General features: G+C 77.3%; 4 protein-coding genes. 1 reads left to right on the forward strand and 3 read right to left on the reverse strand.

Going from position 1 to position 18,958, the window contains the following annotated elements:
- Nucleotides 1–5: 5 nt before the first annotated feature.
- The 3 genes from AC3EVP_RS30560 to AC3EVP_RS30570 all read right to left on the reverse strand — a co-directional run bounded on the left by AC3EVP_RS30560 (nucleotide 6) and on the right by AC3EVP_RS30570 (nucleotide 17,417).
- Nucleotides 6–14,471, reverse strand: coding sequence for an SDR family NAD(P)-dependent oxidoreductase (locus AC3EVP_RS30560; RefSeq protein WP_435135514.1), 14,466 nt, complete (start codon nucleotides 14,469–14,471; stop codon nucleotides 6–8).
- Between the two features lie 178 nt (nucleotides 14,472–14,649).
- On the reverse strand, nucleotides 14,650–16,353 hold the full coding sequence (locus tag AC3EVP_RS30565) for a fatty acyl-AMP ligase (RefSeq protein ID WP_435135516.1): 1,704 nt from the start codon (nucleotides 16,351–16,353) through the stop codon (nucleotides 14,650–14,652).
- A gap of 443 nt (nucleotides 16,354–16,796) precedes the next feature.
- The gene (locus tag AC3EVP_RS30570; protein ID WP_335980577.1) at nucleotides 16,797–17,417 is read right to left on the reverse strand and encodes an L-threonylcarbamoyladenylate synthase; all 621 of its coding nucleotides are present in this window, start codon (nucleotides 17,415–17,417) and stop codon (nucleotides 16,797–16,799) included.
- Between the two features lie 197 nt (nucleotides 17,418–17,614).
- Here AC3EVP_RS30570 and AC3EVP_RS30575 point away from each other — a divergent pair, with 197 nt between their 5' ends.
- Nucleotides 17,615–18,958, forward strand: a complete 1,344-nt coding sequence (locus tag AC3EVP_RS30575; RefSeq protein ID WP_435135518.1) for a hypothetical protein — start codon at nucleotides 17,615–17,617, stop codon at nucleotides 18,956–18,958.

Raw genomic sequence — 18,958 nt, forward strand, 5'->3', positions numbered from 1 at the left:
CCCCTTCACGATGTGCGCTCCTCTCCTCGCTGTCGCCACGACCGGAACCCCCGGAGGTGTTCCGGCGTGGCCATGACCGTCAGGTGCTCGTCGTCGGGGTCGCCGCCGCCGAGCGCGGCGAGCAGGCGGCGGGCCGGTGCGTTGCGGGCCGTGCGCTCGGCCGTCAGGCGGACCTTGGTGCAGCCGGCCGCCTCCGCGCGGTCGGCGAGCCACGCCAGCAGCCGCTCCTCGACGCCGCGGCCCAGCGCCCGGCAGCTCATCACCCAGGCCAGGACGTCGAGCACATCGCCGTCCGCGCGCACCGCGACCAGGCCGATCTGGCCGTAGTCGCCGAACCGGTCGCGGGCCGCGGCCGTCCACACCTCGCCGCGGGCCCGCCACCGGGCCACGTCGCCGCCGTCGGCCGAACGGGCGCGCAGCGTGAACTGGTTGGTCCGGTGCACCAGTTGCTCGGCCCGCGGGACGTCGGTGTCCGTCAGGGCCCGTACGTCCACCGCCAGCCGCAGGCCGGCGAGGAACTCCTCGAAGCCCTCCTGCTCACGTACGGCGTCGCGCTCCCGCTCCTGCGCGTAGAACCGCGCGCGCAGCGCGTCCTCGGCGGTGGCCGCCGGCGGCACGAACGGCCACAGCACGTCCAGGAACCGGTCGAGTCCGGCCGCGGGCGGGCAGGTCACCGACAGCACCTCCGGCCGGGCGGCGCGCATCGCGGCGATCTCGGCCGGGTTGTCGTCGAGGAAGAGGAAGCTGTCCAGACCGAGGTTCAGCGTGCGGGCGACGGCCGCCAGGCGCCGGGACTTGGGCTCCCAGGCCGTGGACAGCGCGCTGAAGTGCTCGGCGCGCAGCAGGCTTTCGGGGCGGTCCAGGACGGCGCGGACGGTGTCCTCGTCGTTGTTGCTGACCAGGACGAGCAGGACGCCCGCCGCCCGCCAGCGCAGCAGCCGGCGGGCGAGCGCCGCGCGCGGGCCGCCCAGGTCCACCGCGGCCGGGCCGATCTCGCCGGCGACCCCGCCCCACAGCGTCTCGTCGCCGTCCACCGCGATCACCTTCGGCGCGGGGCGCAGCGCCACCGCGGCGACGCCGGCCAGGCGCAGTGCGACCGCCGCCTGGAACTGCGGGGTGAACGGCAGGTGGGCCAGCCGCTCGGTGGCGGCGTCGAAGGGCAGGGCTACGGCGTGGTCTCGGGTCCACTCCTCGGGGCCGAGGACCGCGATGCCGGGCGCGTCGGCGAGGTCGGCGGCGACGGCGCGTTCCCAGCCGGTCAGGCGGTCGTCGTCGCGGGCGGCGGGCAGGAAGCCGACGACCAGGGGGGTGCGGGTGCGCTCGGCCAGGGACCGCAGCGCGGCCGGGTAGGCGGTGCGCAGTTCGGCGAGGAGGTCGTCGCCGACCGGGCCGAAGCGTTCGAGGTCGGCGGCCCGCAACAGCACCGCGCCCATCGACACGGCGGGGTCGGCGAAGACGCCGGACGGGTCGCGCAGCGCCGCGAGCACCTGGTGGTAGGGAGCTTCGGTCACGGTCGGGGCCGGGCCCTGCGGGTCGGCGCCACCGGTCGCGGCCGCCAGCATCGCGGGCAGGTCGCCGAGGGCGAAGGTGGCGGCGAGGGCGAGGGTGGGCGGGGCGGTGGCGCCGGCTCCCCCGGCGGCGGGCGCCGTTGCGGCTACGGCTGCGGTGGCCGGATCGGGCGCGGCGGACGGTTCAAGGCCCACCGCCGGATCGGGTGCGACGGACGGTTCAAGCTCCACGGCCGGATCGAGGCCCACCGCCGGATCGGGCGCAACGGCCAATCCAAGACCCACCGCCGGATCGGGTTCCGCCGCGGGCACGGCGTCCACCGCCGGCGCCGAAGATGCCGCGCGGACCGACGCCGCCGGGTCGTCCGCCGTTTCGGCGAGCAGCCGCAGGAACTCCTCGCCGAGCCGCCCCGCGGACGCCGCATCGAGGATGTCGAGGTTGTGGTCGAGCCGTATGCGGCCCGCGTCCGGGGTCATGGTGACCATCAGGTCGAGGTCGGAGTGGCCGGTCCCGGCCGGGAGCACCTCCAGGCCGGTGAGCCGGCCCGCCCCGGAGCGGACGTAGTTGAAGTACACCTCGACCAGCGGCGCGTCCGGCCGGTGCAGGCCCTGCCGGGTGAGCGTCGCCAGCACGTCGGAGAACATCGCGCCCTTGGCGAGCAGCCGCTCCAGCCGGCCGCCGGTGCGCCGCAGCACCTCCTCGACCCGCTCCCCCGCCCGCGCCTCCGCCGGAAAAGGCACCGGCACGCCGAAGAAGCCCACCGCGCCGTAGGCGTCGGCGTGAACGCGGGTGTCGACGGGCACGGCCAGCACGAAGCGCTCGCGTTCCCGAAGCCGGGCCAGCAGCACCGTCAGGGCGCCGAGGCAGAAGGCGGCGGGGGTGACCGCGAGGCCGCTCGCGGTCGCGGCCACCCGGTCCATGAGGCCGTCGGGGATCTGCACGGTGACGCTGCCCGCGCGGTAGGTGCGCCGCGCTGGGCGCGGCCGGTCGAGGGTCAGATCGAGGCGGGCGCTGCCCTGGAAGAGCGCGCGCCACTCGGCGGCGCCCGGGTCGTCCGTGCTGCCGGCCGGCTGCGGCTGGGCCGCGGCCAGCAGGTCCGCGTCGCGGTTAGTGACGGTGTCGCCGAGCCGGGTGCCGGACAGTTCGGTGTCGATCTCCGCGGCCACCAGCAGCAGCGACTGGAGGTCGCTGACGGCGTGGTGGGCGCCGAAGACGAGGAGTTGGTCACGGTCCGGTCCGCCGTCGTGCAGCGCGAAGCGCCACAGCGGGGTCGCTGCCAGGTCGAACGGCGGTTCCAGCAGCGCGCGCAGCGACGCGGCGGCGTCGGGACCGGCGTTGGGACCGGCGTCGGGGCCGGCGCCGGTGTCGGGGGGCGCGCTCGTCGCGTGCAGGAGCGGTCCCGCCGGACGGCGGTCCACCCGCAGTCGGCGGCCGCCGCCGGGGCCGGACTCGACCGCGGTGCGCAGAGCCGCGTGCCGCGCGGCGAGCCGTTCGAGGATGCCCGTGAGCACCTCGCGGGTGGTCGGTGCGGCCAGCCGCACGGCCAGGCCGATGGCGTGGGCCGCCCCGGGCATCCCCGGGCGGGCGCTGCGCAGCAGCCGGACGACGTCGCGGGTGGCCGGCCGCACCTCGTGCTCGGGAACCTCCGGCTCGGGCGTCGCGCGCCCGGGTTCCTCGGCAGTGGTCCCGGGTGCGGCGGACGGCCGTTCGCGCAGGGCCGTGGCGAGGGCTTCGGCGAGGCCGCGGACATCGGCGGCGGACATCACCGCGGCCGTGGGGAGGTCCACGCCCAGCTCGCGGGAGAAGGCGGTGCGCAGCCGGACGAACATCAGGGAGTCCAGGCCGAGTTCGGTCAGGGACGCGTGCGCCGGGATGCCGCCGGGGGCCGTCGCGCCGCCGGAGACGTCCCGTACGCGGGCCCGTACGTAGGTCTCCAGTTGTGCGGCGCGGTCGGTGTCGGTGGCCGCCGTGAGCACCCGCCGGGCCAAGCCGTCACCGTCGCCGTTGCCGTTGCCGTTGCCGGGCAGCAGGGTGACGAGGTCGGCGAGCAGCGGGCGGGTGCGGGCCGCGTCCGGGTCGAGGGCGAGGGCTTCCAGGTCCAGGGCGGCGAGCGCGAGTTGGCGCCGTCCGGTGGGCAGCACCCGGTCGAACAGCTCGCCGCCCTCCTGCGCGGTGAAGGCCGCCAGGCCGGAGCGGTGCGCCCCGGCGGCGCCCGGGCCGGTCCCCGCGGCCATGCCCACCTCCGTCCAGGCGCCCCAGTCCAGGCTGAGGGCGCGGCGGCCGGCCAGGGCGAGGTGGTGGGCCCAGGCGTCGAGGAAAGCGTTGGCGGCCGCGTAGGGGCTCTGGCCGGCCGAGCCGAGGAGCCCGGCCACGGAGGCGAACAGCACGATGTCCTGTGCCTCGGGGACCAGTTCGGTGAGCAGCGCGGTGCCGAGCACCTTGGGGGCGAGGACGCGCAGGACGCGCGGACCGGTCAGATTCTCCAGAACGGCGTCGTCGAGGACTCCGGCGGCGTGCACGATGCCCGTGACCGGTCCGGCGTCGCGCCGGAGGGCGTCCAGTGCGGCGCCGAGGCCGTCCCGGTCGGCTACGTCGGCGCGGACCAGGTGCACGCGCACGCCCCGCGCGGCGAGTTCGCCGATCCAGGCGGCGGCCTCCGGGCCGGGGGCGCTGCGGCCGAGCAGGGCGAGGTGGCGAGCGCCGCGCGCGGCCAGCCGTTCGGCGACGACCCGGCCGAGGCCGCCGAGGCCGCCGGTGACCAGGTACACCCCGTCGGGCGCGACCCGGCCGTGGCCGCCGTCGTCGGGACGGGTACGCGCCAGGCGGGGCACCAGGCGGCCGGTCTCGCGCAGCGCGACGAGGTGTTCGCCGTCGGCGCACCGCAGCTGGGTCCACAGGGCGTCGGTGCCGCCGGCGGGCGGCAGGTCGATCAGGGTGGCCGACAGCTCGGGGTGCTCCTGCGCCACCGCGAGCCCGAAGCCCCAGGCGAGCGCCTGCTCGGGACGGGTCACCTGGGTGCTGCCCCCGGCGGCCTGGCTGCCGCGGACGACCACGAACAGGCGCGGCGGCCCGCCCTGCCAGGTGCGGCCGGCCAGCGCGCGCACCAGGTGCAGGGTGGTCAGGCAGGCCAGGCCGGCGGTGTCCTCGGCCGTGGCCGCGGAGACGATCGCCGGGGCGTCGAGGGCCGTCAGCTGGACCACCTGCGCGGGCGGCCGGTCCGGGTACGCCTCGTCGAGCAGCCGTGCCCACTGGCCGGGGTCGGCCGGGTCGAGGACGTACCGGCCGTGCCCCTCGGCGGCGAACTGCGGGCCCCGGCGGGCGATCACGTGCGGGACGCGGGCGGCGGCGAGCTTCTCACCGAGCGCGGCGGCCACGCCGGTGCCGTCGGCGAGCAGGAGCCAGCTGCCGTCGGCGGGCTGGGCCGACGCGTCCGGGCGCGGCTGCCAGCGGGTCTCGAAGAGGGCCGCGTCGAGCGGGGAGCGCGGGGCGAGCGCGGCGAGCCGGAACTCCTCGGCGTACAGCACGAGGTGCTCGTCCTCGTCGTAGACCGCCAGGTCGGCCGTCGCGGTGTCGCCGGCCGCGGAGCGCAGGCGGCAGGTCGCCCAGGCGGGCGGGGTGCGCCGGCCGGTGAAGTGCAGCCGGCCGACTTCGGCGGGCACGAACGCCCGGCCCGCGGGCGCGTCGCTGGGAAGGGCGGCGGTGGTGAAGGCGGCGTCGAGGACGGCGGGGTGCAGCAGGTGGCCGGCGGCGGGGCGCGGGGCCAGCCGTCCGAGCGCCGCACCGCCGCTGAAACGGCCCTGTTCCAGAGCGCGGAAGGCGGGGCCGTGGTCGATGCCCAGGGCGCTCAGTGCGGCGCGCACGGCGGTCAGGTCGGCGTGCCCGGTGCACTCCTCGCGCAGGTCGGCCAGGCGGCCGGCGGCCGCGGGGATCGGCTGGCCGCCGGCGCCGGGGGCGGCGCGCCCGGTGACGTGCTGCTCCCACACCGCGGGGCCGCCGCCCGCGGGCGCCGAGGCGATGGTGAAGTCCCGGTGGCCGTCCGCGGCCGGGTGCAGGACGAGTTGCAGGCGTACGGGTCTGCCGGGCTCCAGGCGCAGCGGCCGGTGGAAGCGGACGCCGGTGAGGTGGAGCGGGCCCGCTGCCGGGCTGGTGCCGCGCTCGTCGGGGCCGCCGGGGTCGCCCACGGCGTGGGCGGCCTCCAGCGCCATGTCCAGGAACGCGGCGGCCGGCAGCCACATCTCGCCGCCGACCCGGTGGTCCGCGAGGTAGGCGAAGCGGCTGTCGCCCAGGTCGATGTCGGTCTGGAAGAGGTGGCGGCCGGGTGCGTCGCTGCTCTCCAGGTGGGTGCCGAGCAGGCCCGCGCCGGTGGCGGTGCGGGCCGGGGTCCGCCAGTGGCGTTCCCGGGCGTAGGGGTAGGTGGGCAGGTCGGCGCGGCGGCCGGCGGGGAACAACTCCCGCCAGTCCGGGGTGTGTCCGGCGCCGTACAGCTCCGCGAGCCGGTGCAGCAGGCCGCGCGGGCCGTCGTCCGCGGAGGGCGGCGCGATACCGGCCACGTCGATACCGGCTTCGGCGGCCACTTCCTCGATCGGGGCGCCGAGCGAGGGGCGCGGGCCGATCTCCACGAAGGAGCGGTAGCCGTCGTGGAGCATCCGGCGGATCGTGTCCGCGAACCGTACGGGCTCGCCGAGGTTGGCGTACCAGTACGCGGCGTCCAACTGCTCCCCGGCGACGGGTGCGGCGCGCACCGTCGAGTACATCGCGAGCCGGCCCGGCCCGCCCCGGACGGCGCCGAGGCGGGTGAGGAGCTCGCCGCGGGCCGATGCCATCAGGGGGGTGTGTGAGGCGAAGGGCGTGGCCAACGGCCGGTTCGGGGTGCCCAGTTCGTCAAGTTGCCGCCGCAGCGCGGCCAGGGCCGCGGCCTCGCCCGAAACGGCGGCGGCCTCGGCGCTGTTGACGGCGGCGACGAACAGCCGTCCCGCGTAGGGTGCGAGCAGGTCCTCGACGCGCGCGGGGGGCAGCCGGACGGCGAGCATGCCGCCCTGGCCGACCAGGGGCGCGGCGGCCGCGGCCCGGCCGGTCACCACGCGCACGGCGTCGTCCACTGTCAGGGCCCCGGCCACGTAAGCGGCGGTGACCTCGCCCAGGCTGTGCCCGACGACGGCGTCCGGGGTGACGCCCAAGCCCCGCCACGCGGCTGCCTGCGCCGCACCGAGGGCGAACAGCACCGGCTGTACGACGTCGGTCCGCTGACTGCTCGGGGCGTCGCCGGTCCCGGCGAGCACGTCGCGGACCGACCATCCGGTGCGCCGTCGGACGGCCTCGTCGACGCGGGCCAACTCCTCCCGGAAAGCCGCCGATCCGGCCGCCGCCTCCGCCACGCCCGCCGGTGGCCAGGGGCCGCCGTGCCCGGTGAGGACGAAGGCCGTCCTGCCGTTCTGCTCCGCGCGCGGGGCCGCGAGGGGCCGGCGGCCGTCCGCCAACGCGTCGAGCCCCGCGAGCAGTTCCTCCCGGCCCGCCGCCACCAGCGCGGCACGCCACTCGAAGTGGCTGCGGTGCCGGGCCAGGGTGTGGGCGATGTCCGGCAGGGCGGCGGGCGCGCCGTCGCGCAGGTGCGCGGCCAGCCGCGCGGCCTGGGCGCGCACCGCGTCGTCGCTGCGGCCGGACAGCATGAACAGCCGTGGGTCCGGGGCGGGTTCGGCCCCAGCCGCGGGCGCGGCGTACGGGGCCTCCTCCAGGATCACATGGGCGTTGGTGCCGCTGATCCCGAAGGCGCTCACCCCGGCCCGCCGGGTACGGCCGGTGTCCTGCGGCCAGGCGACCTCGTCGTGCAGCAGGCGCAGGCCGCTGCCGTCCCAGTCGACGTGGCGGCTGGGCGGATCGGCGTGCAGGGTGCGCGGGAGGGTCCGGTGGCGCAGCGACTGGACGACCTTGATCAGCCCGAGGACGCCCGAAGCGGCCTGCGTGTGGCCGACGTTGGACTTCAGCGAGCCGAGGTGCAGGGGGCGCCCGGGCGGCCGGGAACCGCCGAAGACCTCGGCGAGGGCGTGCGCCTCGATCGGGTCGCCGAGGGTGGTGCCGGTGCCGTGCGCCTCGACGTGGTCGATGTCCGCGGGCGCCAGCCCGGACCGCGCCAGCGCCTGCCGGACCACCTGCTCCTGGGCGGGGCCGTTGGGCGCGGACAGGCCCTGGCTGCGGCCGTCCTGGTTGACGGCGGTGCCGCGCAGCACCGCGAGGACCTCGTCGCCGTCGCGGCGGGCGTCGCGCAGGCGCTTGAGGACGACCAGTCCCGCGCCCTCGGCCCAGACCGCGCCGTCGGCCGCGTCCGCGAAGGAACGGCAGCGGCCCGTGGGCGACAGGCCGCGCAGCCGGCTGAACTCGACGAAGGTCTGCGGGGTCACCATCAGCGTGACGCCGCCGGTGAGCGCGAGGTCGCACTCGCCGGCGCGCAGCGCCTGCGCCGCCAGGTGCACCGCGACCAGCGACGACGAGCAGGCGGTGTCCACGGTCAGCGCGGGCCCGTTGAGGCCGAGGGCGTAGGCGAGCCGGCCCGAGGCGACGCTCGGCGCGGCGCCGGTGCCGACGTAGCCGTCGAGCTGGTCGAGGCGGGCGCCGGCCAGGTAGTCGCTGCCGAACATGCCGACGTACACGCCGGTGGAGCTGCCGGCGAGCTCGGCGGGGACGATCCCGGCGCGCTCCAGCGCCTCCCAGGCGGTCTCCAGCAGCAGGCGCTGCTGGGGGTCCATCGCGGCCGCCTCCTTCGGGGTGATCCCGAAGAAGCCCGCGTCGAAGGAGGCGATGTCCTCCAGGAAGCCGCCTTCGCGGGCGTAGGTCGTGCCCAGGGCGTCCGGGTCGGGGTCGTAGAGGGACGCCACGTCCCAGCGGTCGGCCGGGAAGGGGCCCACGGCGTCCCGGCCCTCGGCGACCAGCCGCCACAGGCCCTCGGGGTCCTTGACGCCGCCGGGCAGGCGGCAGGCCATGGCGACGACGGCCACGGGCTCGTCAGCCGCGAGTGCCGGGGTGGCGGGGGCGGCCGGGGCGGTGGCGTGCGGCGCCGCGGTGCGCGCGGCCGCCGCGAGCGGGTGGGCCAGCAGGTATCCGGCCAGGCGGGCCGGGGTGGGGTGGTCGAACAGGAGGGTGGCGGGCAGGCGCGCGCCGACCCGGGAGCTGATGCGGTTGCGCAGTTCCAGTGCTGTCACCGAGTCCATGCCGAGTTCGCGCAGCGGCTGGTCGGGGCGGACGGTCTGCCCCGGGCCGAGGCCGAGGGAGCGGGTCGCCTCCTCCCGGACCAGGGCGAGGACGCGCTCGGCGCGGTCGGCCTCGGGGAGCCGGGCGAGGCGTGCGGCCAGGGTGTCGCCACCGCGGCGCGCGGCGCGGGCCGGAGGCAGCAGGGTGCGCCACAGGGCGCCCGCGTCCTCGGCCGCACCGGCCTGGGCGGCGCGCAGCCGCGGCAGGTCCAACGCCGAGGCCACGAGGTGCGGGGCGCCTGCGCGCAGGGACAGCTCGGCCAGTTCGCAGCCCTGGTCGGCCGTCAGCGGGCGGTGGCCGAGGCGGGCCATCCGTGCCAGGTCCGCGTGCCGCGCGGCCAGCCCCTCCCCCGCCCAGGCGCCGAACGACACCGACGCGGCGGGAAGCCCCAACGCCCGCCGGTGGTGGGCGAGCTGGTCGAGGAAGACGTTCGCCGCCGCGTAGTTGGCCTGGCCCGGCGCGCCGAACACCCCGGCCGCTGAGGACACCAGCAGGAACAGCCGCAACGGCAACTCAGCGGTGAGCCGGTGCAGATGGGCGGCGCCGTCCACCTTCGGACGCAGCACCCGCGCGAGGCGCTCCGCGGTCAGCTCGGCGGCCACCCCGTCCGCCAGCACCCCCGCGCAGTGCACGATCCCCCGCAGCGGCAGGTCCCCGCGCCCGGCCCGCCGCACCGCCTCCGCCACGTCCGCCGCCTCCGCGACATCGCACGCGACGATCTCGACCTCGGCACCGAGCGCGGCGAGTTCCGCCCCGATGCCCGCGGCACGCGGGTCCGCCCCGCCCCGCCGCGATGTCAACACCAGCCGCGGCACCCCGCGTTCGGCCATCCGCCGCGCCAACCTCCGCCCGACGGCCCCCAACCCACCGGTGACCAGCACGGCCCCGTCCATGGGAAAGCCGCCACCTGAATCCCCAACGGTGCGCGCACCCGCCGCCCCCGCAGCCGCCGACCCCCCGCCGCCCGTCGCGAAGTCGAACCCGCCCCCCGCCGCCCCGGGCACGCCCGGCGAACCGAAGTCCCCCCGCGCGGCCGGCGGACCACCAGCCGCAACGCCACCCACCGAACCCGCGCTGCCCTGCCGGGAGTTGCCCCCGACCTCGCCCGCGGCACGGGCATCCCCTCCCGCGAGCACACCCGACGAAGCCGCGCCGCCCTTCGCGGCGGATGGACCAGCGGCCGCGCGGGTCAGGCGCGGGGTCAGCAGTATGCCGTCGCGGGCGGCGAGTTCGGGTTCGCCGGGGTGGCCGAGCGCGGGTATGAGGCCGGCCGGGGTGTCGAGGTCGAGCAAGGTGAGGGTGACGTCGGGGTGTTCGGCGCGTGCGCTGCGCGCCAGGCCCCACAGCAGGGAGTTCGGCAGGTCCGGGACGGTGTCGCCGTCGGCGGCGGCCACCGCCCCGCGGGTGACCCAGACGACGCGGTCGGGGGCCTCCTCGCGCGGGAGGGCGAGCAGCTCCTGGAGTTCGCGCAGCGCGGCGGCGGCCACCGCGTGGGCCGCGGAGGCCACGTCGGCACCGGGCCGGGGGCGCGGCCACCAGCGCAGAAGGACGTCCGCGCGCGCGTCGGTCAACTCCGCGCCGGCCGCTTGCAGGGCCCGTACGGCCGCCGCGGCATCCGGGTCGCCCGGGTCGCCGCGAACGGCCCAGGTGCCGCCGGCCAGGGCGGAGGTCCCGCCGGTGGCGGGCGTCCACGCCACCTCGTACAGGTGCCGGGCGCTGTCCGGGGCCCGGAGCAGGTCGTCCGGGTCGGCGGCCCGCAGCCGTACGCCTTCCAGCCGCCCCGCGGGGAGCCCGTCGGCGTCCCAGAGGTGCACGTCCAGGGTGACGTCGGCGCCGGGGTCGGTACGGGGGTCGCCGAGGCGCCGCACATGGGCCGTCAGCTCGGTCGCGCCGCCGGGCGGCAGGACGCAGCGGCCCACCGCGACGGGCAGCAGGACGCGGCCGCCGGCGGCGTCGAGGCAGGAGGTCGCCTGGAGTGCGGCGTCGAGCAGGGCCGGGTGGAGGGGGTACGCGTCGGCGGTGGCGTGCGCGGCGGCGGGCAGCGACAGCCGGGCCAGCACTTCGCCGGGGGCGAGGACGACCGCGTCCCGCACGCCTTGGAACGCCGGTCCGTAGCCGAGCCCTCGGTCGGCCAGCGCCTCGTACGCGTCCGGGGCCCAGGCCGTGGCGGCGTCCTGCGGCCACGCCGGGGGCGCCCCCGCGGCGGCGGGGTCCGCGGCAGTGGTGGCCGCGGCGGTGGCGTGCAGCGTCCACCCGGCGCTCTCGTCGCCGCGCGGCCGGCTGTGCACGGTGATCTCCGCGGCCGCAGCCGCACCCGCGCCCGTTTCCGCACCCGCGCCGGCACCCGTTTCCGCGCCCGCCGTGACGACGTCGACCGACACCTCCACGGTGCCGCCGTCGGTGAGGACGAGAGGCGCGAGCAGCAGCAGGTCCTCGACATCGCACGGGTCGGCGGGCCGGGCGACCTCGAGGGCCGCGCGGCACAGCTCCGCCAGGGTCGTGCCGGACACCACCGTCCGCCCGAACACGGCGTGGTCGGGCAGCCAGTCGGCGGTCGCCGCCTGCCACTCGGACCGGAAGGTCCAGCGGCTCTCGTCCGCCGACTGGAGCTGGACCCCGAGCAGCGGGTGCGCGGCGCGGTCGAGCAGGCCGGTCGCCCCGCCGGCGGCGTCCGGTTCGGTCCAGTGCCGCCGCGCGTCCCAGGCGTACGTGGGCAGGTCGGCCGACGGGCCGTCGGGCACCAGGCGGCGCCAGTCGAGCTGCCGTCCGTGGACGTGGAGTTCGGCGGCCGCCAGGTCCAGGCAGGCCGGGCCGTCCTCGTCGCGGCGCAGCGACCCGACGGCGGTCAGGTCGTCCTGGCCGGTCTCCTCGGCGACCGTGCGCAGCGCGGTGAGCAGCGAGGGGTGCGGGCTCAGCTCGACGAAGCAGCGGTAGCCGTCGGCGGCCATGCGGGCCACGGCCGGTGCGAAGCGGACGGGTTCGCGCAGGTTCGTGTACCAGTACCCGGCGTCGAGTTCCGCGGTGACGGGCTCGCCTGTGACGGTCGAGTACCAGGCGACGGGTGCGGGTACGGCGGTGACGCCGTCCAACTCGTCGAGGATCTCGGCGCGGACCGGTTCGACCCCGGCGCTGTGGGAGGCGTAGTCGACGTCGAGCAGCCGGACGAAGACCTGTTCGCGTTCGAGCCCGGCGAGCAGGTCCAGCAGGGGTTCGGCCGCGCCCGAGACCACCGTCGAGCGGCCGCTGTTGACGGCGGCGACCGACACCCGGCCGCCCGAGGCGGGCAGCAGCGCCTCGACCTCGTCGCGGGGCAGGGCGACGACGGCCATGGTGCCGCTGCCGGCCAGCCGGGTCAGGGCGCGGCTGCGCAGGGCCACGACCGCGGCGGCGTCGTTGAGGCTGAGGGCACCGGCGACGCAGGCGGCGGCCACCTCGCCCTGGCTGTGCCCGACCACCGCGTCCGGGTGGACGCCGCGGGCCCGCCACACCGCGGCGAGGGAGACCATGACGGCGAACAGGACGGGCTGGACCACGTCCACCCGGTCCGGCGGCGGGGCGTGGGCGTCGCCGCGCAGCACCGCCGTCACCGACCAGCCGGTGAACGGGCGCAGCGCCGCGTCGCAGCGGTCGATCATGTCGGTGAAGACCGGGTCGCGGCCGAGCAGGTCGCGGGCCATGCCCGGCCACTGCGCGCCTTGGCCGGGGAAGACGAACGCGACCTTCCCGGCCGCGCGGCGGCCGGGGCCTTCGACGAGGTCCGCGGGGCCGGGGCGGCCGTCGGCGAGGGCGCGCAGCGCGGTGCGCAGGCCGTCGTGGTCGGCGGCGCGGATGACGGCGCGGTGCTCGAAGTGCGTGCGGTGGTGGGCCAGTGCGGCGGCCACCGCGGGCAGTTCGGGCGCAGGTGCGGCCGTGAGGCGGTCGAGCAGGCGGGCGGCCTGGCCGCGCAGGGCGGGTTCGGTGCGGGCGGAGAGTGGGAAGAGCAGCGGGGCGGCGGGGCCGGGGTGCGGCGCCGGTGCCTCGGCGGGGGCTTCGCGCCGCACCGCGCCCGCCGGGTGCCGCGGTGGGACCGCCGCAGCGGGCCCGGCCAGTTCCCCGGGCGGCTCCTCCAGCACCACGTGCGCGTTCGTGCCGCTGATCCCGAACGCGCTGACACCCGCCCGGCGCACCCGGTCGGCGTCGCGCGGCCACGGCCGGGCGGCGGTCTGGACCCGCAGCCCGCCCGCCTCCCAGTCGACGAGCGGGGTGGGGGTCTCGGCGTGCAGCGAGGCGGGTAGGCGTTCGTGGCCGAGGGCGAGCACCGTCTTGATGACGCCGCCGATGCCCGCGGCGGCCTGGGTGTGGCCGATGTTGGACTTCAGCGAGCCGACGGCCAGCGGCCGGTGGGCCGGTCGGCCGGGGCCGAAGACGGCGGCCAGGGCGCGGCCCTCGACGGGATCGCCCAGTTCGGTGCCGGTGCCGTGGGCCTCCACGTGGTCCAGGTCGTCCGGGCGCAGCCCCGCGGCGGCCAGCGCGGCGCGCACCACCCGCTCCTGGGCAAGGCCGCTGGGCGCGGACAGGCCCTGGCTGCGGCCGTCCTGGTTGACCGCCGAGCCCTTGACGACCGCCAGCACCCGGTCGCCGTCGCGGCGGGCGTCCTGGAGCCGCTTGAGGAGCACCACGCCGCAGCCCTCGGCCCACACCACGCCGTCGGCGCCGGCGCCGAACGGGCTGCACCGCCCGGTGGGCGACAGGCCGCGCAGCCGGCTGAACTCGACGTGGCCGCGCGGGGTGACCAGCAGTGTGGCGCCGCCGGCCAGCGCGAGGTCGCACTCGCCGGCCGCGAGCGCCCTGGCCGCCAGGTGCAGGGCGACCAGCGAGGACGAGCAGGCGGTGTCCACGGTGACGGCCGGGCCCTGGAGGCCGAGGGTGTAGGCGATCCGGCCGGACGCGACGCTGGGGGCCGTGCCGGTGCCCACGTGGCCGTCGAGCCGGTCGAGCGGCGCGCTGCCGAGGTAGCCGCTGTCGTACAGGCCGACGTAGACGCCGGTGGAGGTGCCGTCGAGGGTGCCGGGGACGATCCCGGCGCGTTCGACGGTCTCCCATGCGGTCGCCAGGAGCAGGCGCTGCTGCGGGTCCATCGCGGCGGCCTCGCGGGGCGAGATGCCGAAGAAGGCCGCGTCGAAGCGGTCGATGGCGGCGAGGTAGCCGCCGCGCAGGGTGTAGGCGGTGCCGACCGCCTCGGGGTCGGGGTCGTGGAGTCCGGCGGTGTCCCAACGGCCGGGCGGCACCTCGGTGACGGCGTCGCGGCCGGCCTCCAGCAGCCGCCACAGCGCCTCGGGGTCGTCGGCGCCGCCGGGGTAGCGGCAGGCCATGGAGAGGATCGCGATGTCGCCGCCGCCCGGCTGCCGTTCGGGCCCGGGCGGCGCCCCGGCGGCCGCAGCCGGCCCGTCGTCGAGGACCGCCGCGGCGATCGCGGCGATGGTGGGGTGGTTGTAGACGAGGGACGGGTCCAGGGTGCGGCCGGTCAGCGCCGCCAACTCCACCGACAGTGCCACCAACTGACGGGAGCCCAGGCCGAGTTCGGCGACGGGCCGGTGCGGGTCGACGGCCGACGGGTCGAGCCCGGCGGCTTCGGCGACGGCGGTCACCAGCCAGTCGCGCACGCCCGCCGCGGTGGTGGGGCGCGCCTGGGGGGCGCCGGGTGTCTCGGAGGTCGGCTTCGGGGGCTCGTTCGCAGGCATCTGGGCAGGTGTCCTCGTGCGCTCGGTGCTCGGGCGGTGTCCTCGCGGATGCGGTGCGGTCGGTACGGGCGGTGCGACCGGTACGGCCGGTGCGGTCGGTACGGCCGGAGGCGCCCGGTTCAGTGGGGGCGCCCCGGGCGAGGCTGCGCGGGGCGGTCGGGAGACCGCGGCGGGGCGGTCAGCCGGCGGACGCGCCGGACAGGGAGAGGGTGCCGCCGAGGTAGGCGGCGCGGGTGGCGTGGCGCTGGATCTTGCCGCTGGACGTCTTGGGGATGGTGCCGGGCCGTATCAGCACGACGTCGTGCAGCGGCAGGCCGTGGGCCTCGCCGATCGCGCCCCGGACGAGGTCGGCGATCTTCTCGGCCTCGCCGGCGGCGTCCGCGGACACCTCGGCGACCAGGACGGGTTGCTCGCCGTCGGCTCCCCCGTCCACGCAGAAGGCCGCGGTGCAGCCCGGGCGGACCGCCGGATGGGCCGACTCGGCGGACAGTTCGAGGTCCTGCGGATAGCGGTTGCGCCCGTCGACGACCATGAGGTCCTTCAGGCGGCCGGCGATGAACAGCTCGCCGTCGCGCAGGAATCCGAGGTCGCCGGTGCGCAGGAAGCGCCCCTCGCGGCCGGGCAGGGTGGCGCGGAAGGCCGCGCGGGTGGCGAGGGCGTTGCGCCAGTAGCCGCCGGCGACGCTTGCGCTGCGCACCCAGATCTCGCCGGTCTCGCCGTCGGGGAGTTCCGCGCCGCGCTCCGGGTCGACGATGACGACGGTCATGTCCGGCCCCGGCCGCCCGGAGCCGACGGCCTCCGGGCCGCTCCCGCCGTCGCCGGCGGCCACCACCGGCGGGGTGCCGGACGCGTTGCCGCTGACCATGAGCGTGGCCTCGGCCAGCCCGTAGCAGGGGCAGTGGGCGTCGTCGCGGAAGCCGGCCGGCGCGAAGGTCGCGGTGAAGCGCCGCAGGGTGGCGGCGCGGACCGGTTCGGCGCCGTTGAAGGCGACCCGCCAGCTGCTCAGGTCCAGGCCGGCGACGAAGTCGGGGGTGGCGTGCTTGACGCTCAGCTCGTACCCGAAGTTGGGGCCGCCGCTGGTGTGCGGGCGGTAGCGGCTGACGGCCGCCGCCCAGCGCCGGGGCTGCTGGAGGAAGTGCAGCGGCGAGAAGAGGGTGGCGGTCGCCCCGAGGTAGACGGTGTTCAGCACCGGGCCGATGAGCCCCATGTCGTGGTACAGCGGCAGCCAGCTCACGAAGAGTTCGTGGCCGTGCCGCTCGAGCGCCTCCGGGGTGTGGCCCATCCGCTCGGTGATGAACCGCTCGTTGTGCATCAGGTTCCCGTGCGTGACCATCACACCGCGCGGCGCCGAGGTGGAGCCGGAGGTGTACTGGAGGAAGGCGACGGAGTCGGCGGTCAGGTCCGGTGCGCGCCAGGTGGCGGCGAGTCCGTCGGGGACGTCCTCGGTGGCCAGGCAGGTGATCCGGTCGAGTCCGGGCAGTTGGTCGGCCATCGTGCGCAGCGCGGCGATGACCTCCCGCCCGCCCAGGACCGCCCGGGCGTCGGCGTCCGCGAGCAGCCGCTCGGTACGGGCCAGGGCGCGGTGGTTCTGCGCGCGCCCCTGCGGGGGGACGGCGGGCACGGCGACGACCCCGGCCGCCAGGCAGCCGAGGTAGCCGCAGATGAACTCCACACCCGGCGGGTAGAGCAGGACGGCCCGGGACCCGGCCAGCCCGTGGTCCTGGAGCCAGGCGGCGATCGCCTGGGCGCGCTCGGCCAGCCGCCCGTACGTGATCTCCTCGACCCCGCCGTCCACGTCGCCCGTGACGAGGTACCGGTACGCGGTACGGCCCGGGTTTCGCGCGGCGTGCTCGGTCAGCAGATCGACCAGGGAACGTGCCATCTGACGTGTCCTACCTGTCGGGAATAGGCGGCGCGGGACAACTTCACAGGAATCCCACGGCGTACCCGGTGCGCGTGCACGCCGTGAAAGGGAGAAACCCGATACGAAGTCCCGGCAAAGCGTCCTCCGTCCCGTTCGCCCATGTCCCGGCCCTCGCGGAATCGAGGTCCGGGTGGAAATGCGCGCACGGGAACACCTGCATCCCGGGTCCGGGCGCGGTCGGCCGACCCCAGGTCAGGGGTGGCCGGAGCACGTGGGGGCGCTCCTGGCGTCCGGAACGAATTCCCGCGGATGCGGGCGGAATTCGAGTCGCCTCAACGGTAGGGCGGACGCAGCAGGAAAATCCCCACTGCATCGAGCGGAATGGCGTCCGCCGGTTTTCGCCGCCGCCGGTCCGGGGCTGCGGCGCGGGGCGGGAAAACGCGCGCCGCGCCGCGGTCCGGCTACTCGAAGCGCGCGGGGTCGCCGGCGCCGCGGCGGACGATCTCGGCGGCGCCGTCGGAGAAGTCGACGACGGTGGTGGGCTCGGTGCCGCAGTCGCCGGAGTCCACCACGGCGTCCACGACGTGGTCGAGCCGCTCCTTGATCTCCCAGCCCTGCGTGAGCGGTTCGGCCTCGTCGGGAAGCAGCAGGGTGCTGGAGACCAGCGGCTCGTCGAGTTCCGCGAGCAGCGCCTGCGTGACGACGTGGTCGGGGATGCGCACGCCGACCGTCCGCTTCTTGGGGTGCAGCAGTTGCCGCGGCACCTCCCGCGTGGCCGGCAGGATGAAGGTGTAGCTGCCGGGCGTGGCCGCCTTGATCGCCCGGAACACGTCGTTGTCGATCTGCACCAACTGGCCGAGCTGGGCGAAGTTCCGGCACATCAGGGTGAAGTGGTGGCGGTCGTCGAGGTTGCGGATGGACCGGATGCGGTCGAGCCCGTCGCGGTTGCCGACCCGGCAGCCCAGCGCGTAGCAGGAGTCCGTCGGGTAGGCGACGAGCGCGCCGGACCGGATGCTCTCGGCCACGCCGCCGATGATGCGCGGCTGGGGGTTCTCAGGGTGTACGTCGAGGTATCGCGCCATCGGCCCAGCGTAGTACCCCGGTTGCGATCCGCTGTCGCACCTGGTCAGCCGGTTCCGCCCGGGCGTGGCGGTGCGGCGGAGGGGGGCGCGGGCGGGGCGGAGTGGCGTAGTTCACGAAAAGAGCGCAAAAGGAACTTTACGCCGCGGGCCGTCCGTCTGTCCTTGCGGTTGACCGCGAGAGGAGGGCCGGGTCCGGGATGGGGCTGGGAGACGAGCGGGCCGGCGGGCCCGCGCAAGAGCGGCCGGACGAGGCCGCACCGGAGCAGCCGGAGGGCGGCGAGCCCGCGGGCAGGGGCGGCCGCGCCACGCTCGACCTGAGCGTGCCGCAGGTGGCGGGCAGCGCCGTGGCCGCGGTCGTGGCCGCCAAGCTCGCCTCCAACCTCGGGGTGTACGGCACGATCATGGGCGCCGGCGTGGTCAGCGTGCTCGGCACCTGCGGCGGCTCGATCCTCCAGCACGTCTTCCGCCGCACCGGCCGGCACGTCCACGAGGTGGCCGGCCACGTCCACGGCGCCGCGTTCCAGGGCCGGGCGAAGCCGTCCCTGACGGCCACCGCGACCGAGACCGCCGCGCGCACCGGCCTGCTGTCGGCCCCCAGCCTCCGCAAGGACCCGCGGCCGCGTACGGACCCCGACCCCGCCACCGCGCACACCGTCTTCGCACCACCGACGCCCACCCCGCCCGACGCCCCCGGCCAGGCCCCGCAACCGCAGCCGGACCCCGCCACCGCGCACACCGTCTTCGCACCGCCGACGGACACCCCGCCGGACACCCCGACCGACTCCCCCGGCCAGGCCCCGGCCACCGCCCTGCACCAGGCCGCGCAGCCGCAGCCGCGTACGGGCCCCGACCCCGCCGACGTTGGCGGCGAACCGGCCGGCGAGCGTACGGACGGCGCGACGCGGGTGTACGGCACCCTGGACGCCACCGCGGCCGCCTCGCTCGAAGCCCTCTCCACCGGCCACCTCGACTCGCCGGCGGACACCGCCTACACCGAGGGCACCGTCCACCGCGCCGGCGGGGGGCGCGGGCGGCGCTGGAAGCGGCCGGCCGTCGCGGTGGCGCTCGCCTTCGGCCTGACCATGGGCGGCATCACCGTGGTCGAGCTCGCCTCGGGCCAGAACATCAGCGGCCACGGCAGCGGCACCACGATCGGAAACGCCTTCACCGGCGGCAGCTCGTCGCACTCCACCACCACCCCGACCCCCTCCACCACCGGCAGCCCGAGCACCAGCGGCTCCGGCGGCGGCCAGGACACCACCAGCCCGGCGCCGACCGCCACCGACCCGGCCACCGGCGGCACCTCGACCACCGCCCCGTCCTCCCCCACCCCGTCGGCGACGCCCTCCACCGGCAGCACCAGGACCGGCGGCAACGCTTCCGGCTCCGGTGGCAGCACCGCGACCACGCAACCCACCCCGTCGGCGACCACGTCGCCCCCCACCTCGTCCTCCACCGACAGCGGTGGCGGCAGCGGCAGCGGCAGCAGCAGCGGCGGCAGCGCCATGGACCGCGCCGCCGCCCCGCAGCAGACGCCCTGA

Source organism: Actinacidiphila sp. bgisy144 (genome assembly GCF_057708105.1).

What these genes read in the sequence shown, in the direction of transcription:
- AC3EVP_RS30575 (WP_435135518.1), top strand. Translation starts at nt 17,615, where the DNA reads ATGGGGCTGGGAGACGAGCGGGCCGGCGGGCCCGCGCAAGAGCGGCCG.
- AC3EVP_RS30560 (WP_435135514.1), bottom strand. Translation starts at nt 14,471, where the DNA reads ATGCCTGCGAACGAGCCCCCGAAGCCGACCTCCGAGACACCCGGCGCC.
- AC3EVP_RS30570 (WP_335980577.1), bottom strand. Translation starts at nt 17,417, where the DNA reads ATGGCGCGATACCTCGACGTACACCCTGAGAACCCCCAGCCGCGCATC.
- AC3EVP_RS30565 (WP_435135516.1), bottom strand. Translation starts at nt 16,353, where the DNA reads ATGGCACGTTCCCTGGTCGATCTGCTGACCGAGCACGCCGCGCGAAAC.